Annotated in this window: 3 protein-coding genes; all 3 read right to left on the bottom strand. The window is 33.6% G+C overall.

All coding sequences use genetic code 11. The features are described from left to right. Positions 1–2658: serine/threonine-protein kinase (locus F6K22_RS26785; protein WP_293105093.1), on the bottom strand; the 2658-nt coding region annotated here is incomplete at its 3' end. Between the two features lie 800 nt (positions 2659–3458). Then, the gene (locus tag F6K22_RS26780) at positions 3459–4034 is read right to left on the bottom strand and encodes a rhomboid family intramembrane serine protease (protein ID WP_293105090.1); all 576 of its coding nucleotides are present in this window, start codon (positions 4032–4034) and stop codon (positions 3459–3461) included. Positions 4035–4501: 467 nt separating this feature from the next. Continuing rightward, positions 4502–6599 (bottom strand): DNA phosphorothioation-associated putative methyltransferase (locus F6K22_RS26775; RefSeq protein WP_293105087.1); only part of this gene is annotated, 2098 nt, incomplete at its 5' end.

Raw genomic sequence — 6599 nt, 5'->3', positions numbered from 1 at the left:
AAAGCGCTGTAAGAAAAATAAAGTATTACCTTTTCCCATAGAAGCGCGATAAAAATCTGGGTTTAACTGTAAAGCTTGTTCATAAGAAGCTAATGCTTTTTGATGACGCTGTAGTTTACTCAATACTTGGCCTCGGTCAACCATTGCTGCCAAATCTTCTGGGTTATCTCTAATTTGTCGTTCAAGTAAAGCGAGCGCTTCTTCAAAAGCTTTTCTGGCATCAAGATTACGGTTTAAATACTCTAAAACTATACCTTTATTCTCCCAAGATTGAGGTTCCATCGGATCGACAGCAATAGCTTGATTAATAGCTTTTAATGCTTCTTCAAACTGACCTATACTAATCAATGCTATTCCTTTACCATTCCAAGCTTTGAAATTATTTGTAGATATCTGAATTGCTTTTTCATAAGCATCCAAAGAATTTTGATAACGCTCTAATTTATTTAAAACTAAACCTCTGCCATTCCAAGCTAAATAAAAATCTTGCTTATTTTCTATTGCTTTGTTGTAGGCAACTAAAGCTGCTTGATAGCGCTGTAAATCAAACAGTATATCCCCATTATTTTTTAGAGCATTCGAGTCATTTGGTTTAATTTTTATAGCTTCTGCACAGAAACTTTCTGCTATTTCCGGCTGCTCTGCTTCAATCCACTTATTACATTTATTAAGTATGTAAATAAATTTAATTTCAGACCAGAAAAGTATACCAGCAATTACAACTGTAGCTCCCAGAGAAATCAAAGAAAACGGCAACAAACGAAAGGAATGTTTTTTCTTGGCAGATGTATTGGAAGCCAAATTAATAGAGGGTGACGGAGTAAGATTAGCAGCCGAATTTTCTGGCAGAATATTATCATTATCTGTTTCAGTCAACTCTTGATTCTGAACATTAATATCCAGCTCTAAATTGGCAGAGTTTTCTGTCGGTATTTCTGTATAATTATTAATTTCTGGTTCCACAGAAATAGGAGTTTCCGAGCCAATCAAAAATTCTGTTTGACTGCCAATATTCCAGAGGTCATTAAGAACTTGCTCTGCACTTTGATAACGAGCGCGAAAATAGGGATTTACCATCCTGTTAATAATCGCAGCAAATTGATTGCTTACCTCAGTATAATTCCGCCATCCCAAATCTCCAGTTTTTGGGTCTCGACCTATTTCGGCCGGAAATAAACCTGTTAAAGCATGGACAACTGTCATCCCCAAAGCATATAGGTCATTACTAGGACTAGGATTCCTGGTATATTGTTCCTTAGGCATATAGCCATGAGTACCCACAAAACGAGTAATTATAAGTTGTCTCTGCTCATTTAAAGTTATAGAAGAAAGTTGTTTAAGTGAGCCAAAATCAATTAAGAAAATTTTGCCATCGGAACGCCTAATTAAATTAGAAGGTTTAATATCTAAATGGAGTACCTGACGATGAACAAATGTGAGAATTTGCAGTACATCTTCTAAGAATTTTTTGGCTTCAGCTTGATTAAATTTACCTTGATCGATTTCGTAATTTAAGCTATTGCCTTCAACATATTCTTGAACTAAATAAAATTCTTGATTTTCCTGAAATTCATCTAATATTGCTGGAATTTGGTCATGACTTCCTTGGTTGTAGATAATTTGTGCTTCTTCTTCAAATAATCTTTTGACTTCCTGTAATAGTAAAGGATTTTTTGACTTAGGCTTAATCTGTTTAATTACACATAGAGAATTATCTAGCTTTTGTTGATCTTGAACTAAATAAGTTTGACCATAATCTCCTTCTCCTAACAGTCGAATAATTTTGTAGTGCTTATTCAGAATAGTTCCTATTCTATGTGCATTTTGTATATTTTTGTATAATTCTTCTAGGTCATTCAGCACTTCTGTAGCAGACTGGTAACGTTCTTCATATTGACTGCACACCATCTTATCCAAAATATCTGCTAACTCATCCTCTACTGCTGCTAGTTCCCGCCACAAAACTTCATTAGTTTTGCTATGATGTAGCAAATCTATTGGGGCAATACCTGTTAAAGCTTGAATAGCTGTTATTCCCAAAGCGTAAATATCACTATTTATTTTGGGTCTTCCTCCCAAATGTTCCACTGACATATAACCTGGTGTACCTACTACAGAAGCTTGTACTTTTCCGTCTGAAGATAACACCAATGTTTCAATTTCTTTTATTGCTCCAAAGTCGGTAACTACTATTTTATTGTCTGATTTACGTCTGATTAAATTTGAGGGTTTAATATCACCGTGAATTACATCTTGACGATGGATATATTCTAATGCTTCTAAGGTATCGTAAAGCAACATAATTAGTTGACTTTGAGGCAGTTGTTTACCATTAGTAATTTCCCTCCCTAAATCATGGCCCTCAATAAATTCATGGACTAAATAAAATTTTTGGTCTTCCTCAAAATGATCCAAAAGTTGGGGAATTTGCTCATGGTTGCCTAACTGTTTTAAGGTTGTCGCTTCTTTTTCAAAGCGACATCGTGCTGCTTCTAAAATAGAAGGGTCGCTGGTATTAGGTTGAAATTGTTTGACTATGCACAGAGATTTGTTAACTGTCTGCTGATTTTCAGCTAGATAGGTTTTGCCAAAGGGTCCTTTTTTTAAGTCTTGAATAATAGTATATGTTTTTCTAAGAGTCTGAACTTGCTCGATCATCTTTACAATTTGAGAGTAGATACTATCTCAAGTTTAAACCCACATTTCACATTCCGCAGTTTATTTTGTAGCACAAAATATTATGTTTTTAGGGTTTGCCTTAACTTGGGAACTGGGAACATAGATTTAGAGTAGTCTACGTTCAAATAAGTCATTAATTATTGCTTCAGATCGATAATTTACTTAGTATAAATACTTAGCTCTTTTTCTCTATGTCATGCTACTTGTCGTGTCTAGCAAGGAAGTGTGGAATATAAGTTATAAATAATATTATTCTATAGGGACATTGTATGCAACATCCCTATTCTCTCCCTTATTTGCTGTTCTGTGTTATTACCAGTATTTAGCCGGACATGATGCAACTCATACAGTAGATTCCAGGTAGATGATACCAATTTACTTTTGGGACTTACGCACCAGACCACATACATATATAGCGTTAAAAACTATAACGTTATAGTTTTTTAACTCTATATATAGTAGTTTTTCGTAAGTCCTGACTTTAAAGATTGCACAAATAGTTTCAAACTTTAAATATGAAATAATTTCCTGAAATTACTGTATAGTCAAATTTTTGAGCCTATAAAATCTTACTTTTAACTTTTGACTTCCGTGAAAAGGTATGAAGTAGAGTATCAGTAGCTTTTAAAAGAGTGTTTGAAGTCTTGAATCAAGGTTTCATTTTTGTCGATATAATCTACTATAATCACTGTACCAGATTGACATAGAATAGACTGTAATTCCAAGTTCAACTATTAGTAAATCAAACAGAGATTAAGTTTTTTTGCACTAAGACGATTCTAACTATTTCTTTTGCGTTTGCCCAAAAGTTGAGCTGCAAGTATCCCACCCAGAAAACCAAATAAGTGTGCCTCCCAAGATACATCAGGATCGGAAGGTAAAATACCCCAAATTAAACCACTGTAAAGAAAACCAGCAGTTAAGGCGAAAATAACTGATAAAATACTAAAATCAAATAAACTTCGGAGTAACAAAAAACCGAAATAACCAAAAATTAATCCACTAGCACCGATATGAATAGAACCTGGTGAACCAAAACACCAAATACCTAAACCACTAACAATTATAGTAACAATACTCACAAAGAAAAAATCACCAAATCCCCGTAACATGATTAACCAACCAAGAGTAATTAGTGGCACAATATTAGCTACTAAGTGAGCATAACTACCATGCAAAAATGGAGCAAAAAAAATACCAGTAATTCCCATAGAACTTTGAGGATGAATTCCGCCGTAATAATTCAGTTTTCCTGCTAAAAGTTCAGCATTAATAATTTGAACAATCCAAAGAATAGCGATAATACTTCCTAAAATTGTCACCTGGGTATTCAGTTTTTCAAATAATTTGTTCATTGGTTTTAAGTTATAGTTGACATATTCCCACTATTTTAAACTATTATAAGCTATTAGCTGTCAGCTATCAGCTATCAGCAATAATACTCCACTATTTTAGAGGCAGAGCTGTTTTATTCTCTAAGGTTATACCAAATTCAAAAAAGTCAGTTACATCTTAAGCATGTGATTTATTACTACAATAAAAAATATATAAATTCCATAAACTCTAAAAATTAAAGATTTTTTCCTATTTTTTATTATGTTTTTCTTTCACTATTCTCTGTTATATGTTCCCTGTATCGTGACTGTAGCAATATTTTATGAAATTGGTATTAGTCAGGAAAATATGGGCGTTAGAGCAGCTTTTTTAATTACTGGAATAGCACTTTTTCCTAAAATGAAATGAAACAGTCCTGAGGGATAGATAGGAGTTGACTGTTGTCTTGGACATAGCGCTACAATTATTAATTATTAATTGTTAATTATTAATTATTTAGTTGTTGTTTTCTTCTGCGTTTCCGAGCAGCATCAGCAGACTTTAATATTTTTAACTGATAAGGGTCAACATTAGTACGCCAATAAACGCGATGACCTTTAATTTCTGCACAATTTTCCTCTAAACATTTGAGCCACCCAAGTCTATTTTGAATTTGTTTGAAATTATTTAAAAGCCCTCTATCTTCTTCTTGCACTGTAAGTTTAGCAAATTTTTCATAGTGGGGATAATCTGGAGTTACTAAAGCATCTTTTCTGTGCAAAATTGGTGGATTATATTCATTTGTATAATCCTCATAGCTGACGCTCAAGTCTCGCAAATCAATATTCATAGTTGTATGTAAAACTGGGTGAGCTTCTCTATCAAAGTCGGGATAAAATAAATAAGATATTATCGGTAGTTTATGATGAAATTTAACGATAGTTGCCTCATTTAATCTACCAATTGTACGATTAGCACAACCTTCATAAAGTCGCAGTAAGGGGTCAAGTTTTGCTACAGTAGAAACATGAACAAATAAAGAATTAGCAGATTTATAACCAATATAACTATTTTTGCAACATTTACTAATCAAGTCAGAATTACCCAAACTAAATAACATTAAATCAGCTAATGTACAGGCTTGGGTATAACTACCAAATAAAGCTTTAATATCATTTCTGACTACTACTGATAATTGGGAAAGTTTAGGGCGGCGACCAAATTTTGTTAAGGCTATATATACTAACAAATCTTGACGACGTTTATCTGTTATTTTATCCCATTCTTGATAGTTGGTTGCTTGGAGAATTACTTGAAAGGCACGATGAAAAGTACCAAATTCAGCAATTAAATCTGTCTCTTCAGCAAGTTCCCCTCTAACTGGTAGACGACCACGTTCGCTCATAAAGTTCATTAAAGGAATAAGCTGTTCTTGATAATCTTCAAACCGCTTATTTTTGCAAGTGATTATGGGTGTAGATAAGCGGGTTCTCAACCGAGATGCGCGGAAATTTTGAGCTTCTGTTTCATCTCTAAAAACAAAGAAAATTCCTAGATCGATAGGAATCGAATCTACATTCAACACTTGGTCAATATAAGACTTTAATTCTTCCTGTTCATAATATTTTTGAAAAGTCTTACGAGCTGTAATTATGCCATCTCCATAAGCAACTTTTCCCTCAGTTTTACTATCATCAATTAATACCAGAGCAGAAACAATTAAAATTTGTTTAGTCAACTGCCAAGATTTAATCAAAGCTTCCCTACGTTCTGCCAAAGATTCTATTACATTAATTACATAACCAAGATTAACAATATCAGCAGCAATACAAGGAGTTTCTGGCAAATAATAAGGGTCCCAACCTGCACTTAAATAACCTTTTTTAGCAATAAGTTTAATATCCTCACCATATCCACAACCATAGTCAAAAAAAGTTGTGCTTTCTGTAAATAGATTTGCTTCTACAGCTAAACGTACTGGTTTAGAAATTTGTTTACGAACTATGGCAGCTTTATGACGTTCTATTTTGGGAATTGGCATCTCAATAGTATGCTGAATTACATCATGGTCTCGAATTTCTATGCCATGATTTTTGAGGTGAATTAACCATCCTTGGCGAGTACCAATTAAACGAGTATTATCTAACAGTCCTAGTTTTACTTCAGCAGAAGTTAATTGAGCAAATTTTTGGTAGTGGGGATATTCAGGAGTAACAAAAGTTTCTTTCCGATGCAGCACAGGAGGATTTTGACTATTGCTGTAGTTTCTCTGCTCAACTTTTCCCTCATTCATATTAATGGAAATGCTAGTTTTTAAGGCAGGATGAGGGTCAATATCAAAATCTGGATAGTGTAAATAAGAAATTGTTGGTTTGTCAAAATTAAACTTTATTAATGTAGCGATATTGGCATCAGCTTTTTGCCTAGAAACAGCTTTAAAATATAAACGATGAGCTAAATTTTCGTAGAGTCGCAGTAAGGGATGAAGTTTGTCTAAAGCAGAGATATGAATATAAAATGCAGTTGGTAATTTTTTCCCTATTTTGCTTTGTTGACAGTATTTTTTTATCGCACCAGGATTGTGAATTTCTAGGAAGATCTGGTTA

Source organism: Okeania sp. SIO2F4, from assembly GCF_010672385.1.
In the GTDB taxonomy this organism is placed as follows: Bacteria; Cyanobacteriota; Cyanobacteriia; order Cyanobacteriales; family Microcoleaceae; genus Trichodesmium.
This window is presented reverse-complemented; position numbering and strand designations above follow the sequence as displayed.

Coding starts and splice junctions, on each gene's coding strand:
- F6K22_RS26780 (WP_293105090.1), bottom strand. CDS start 4,034: ATGAACAAATTATTTGAAAAACTGAATACCCAGGTGACAATTTTAGGA.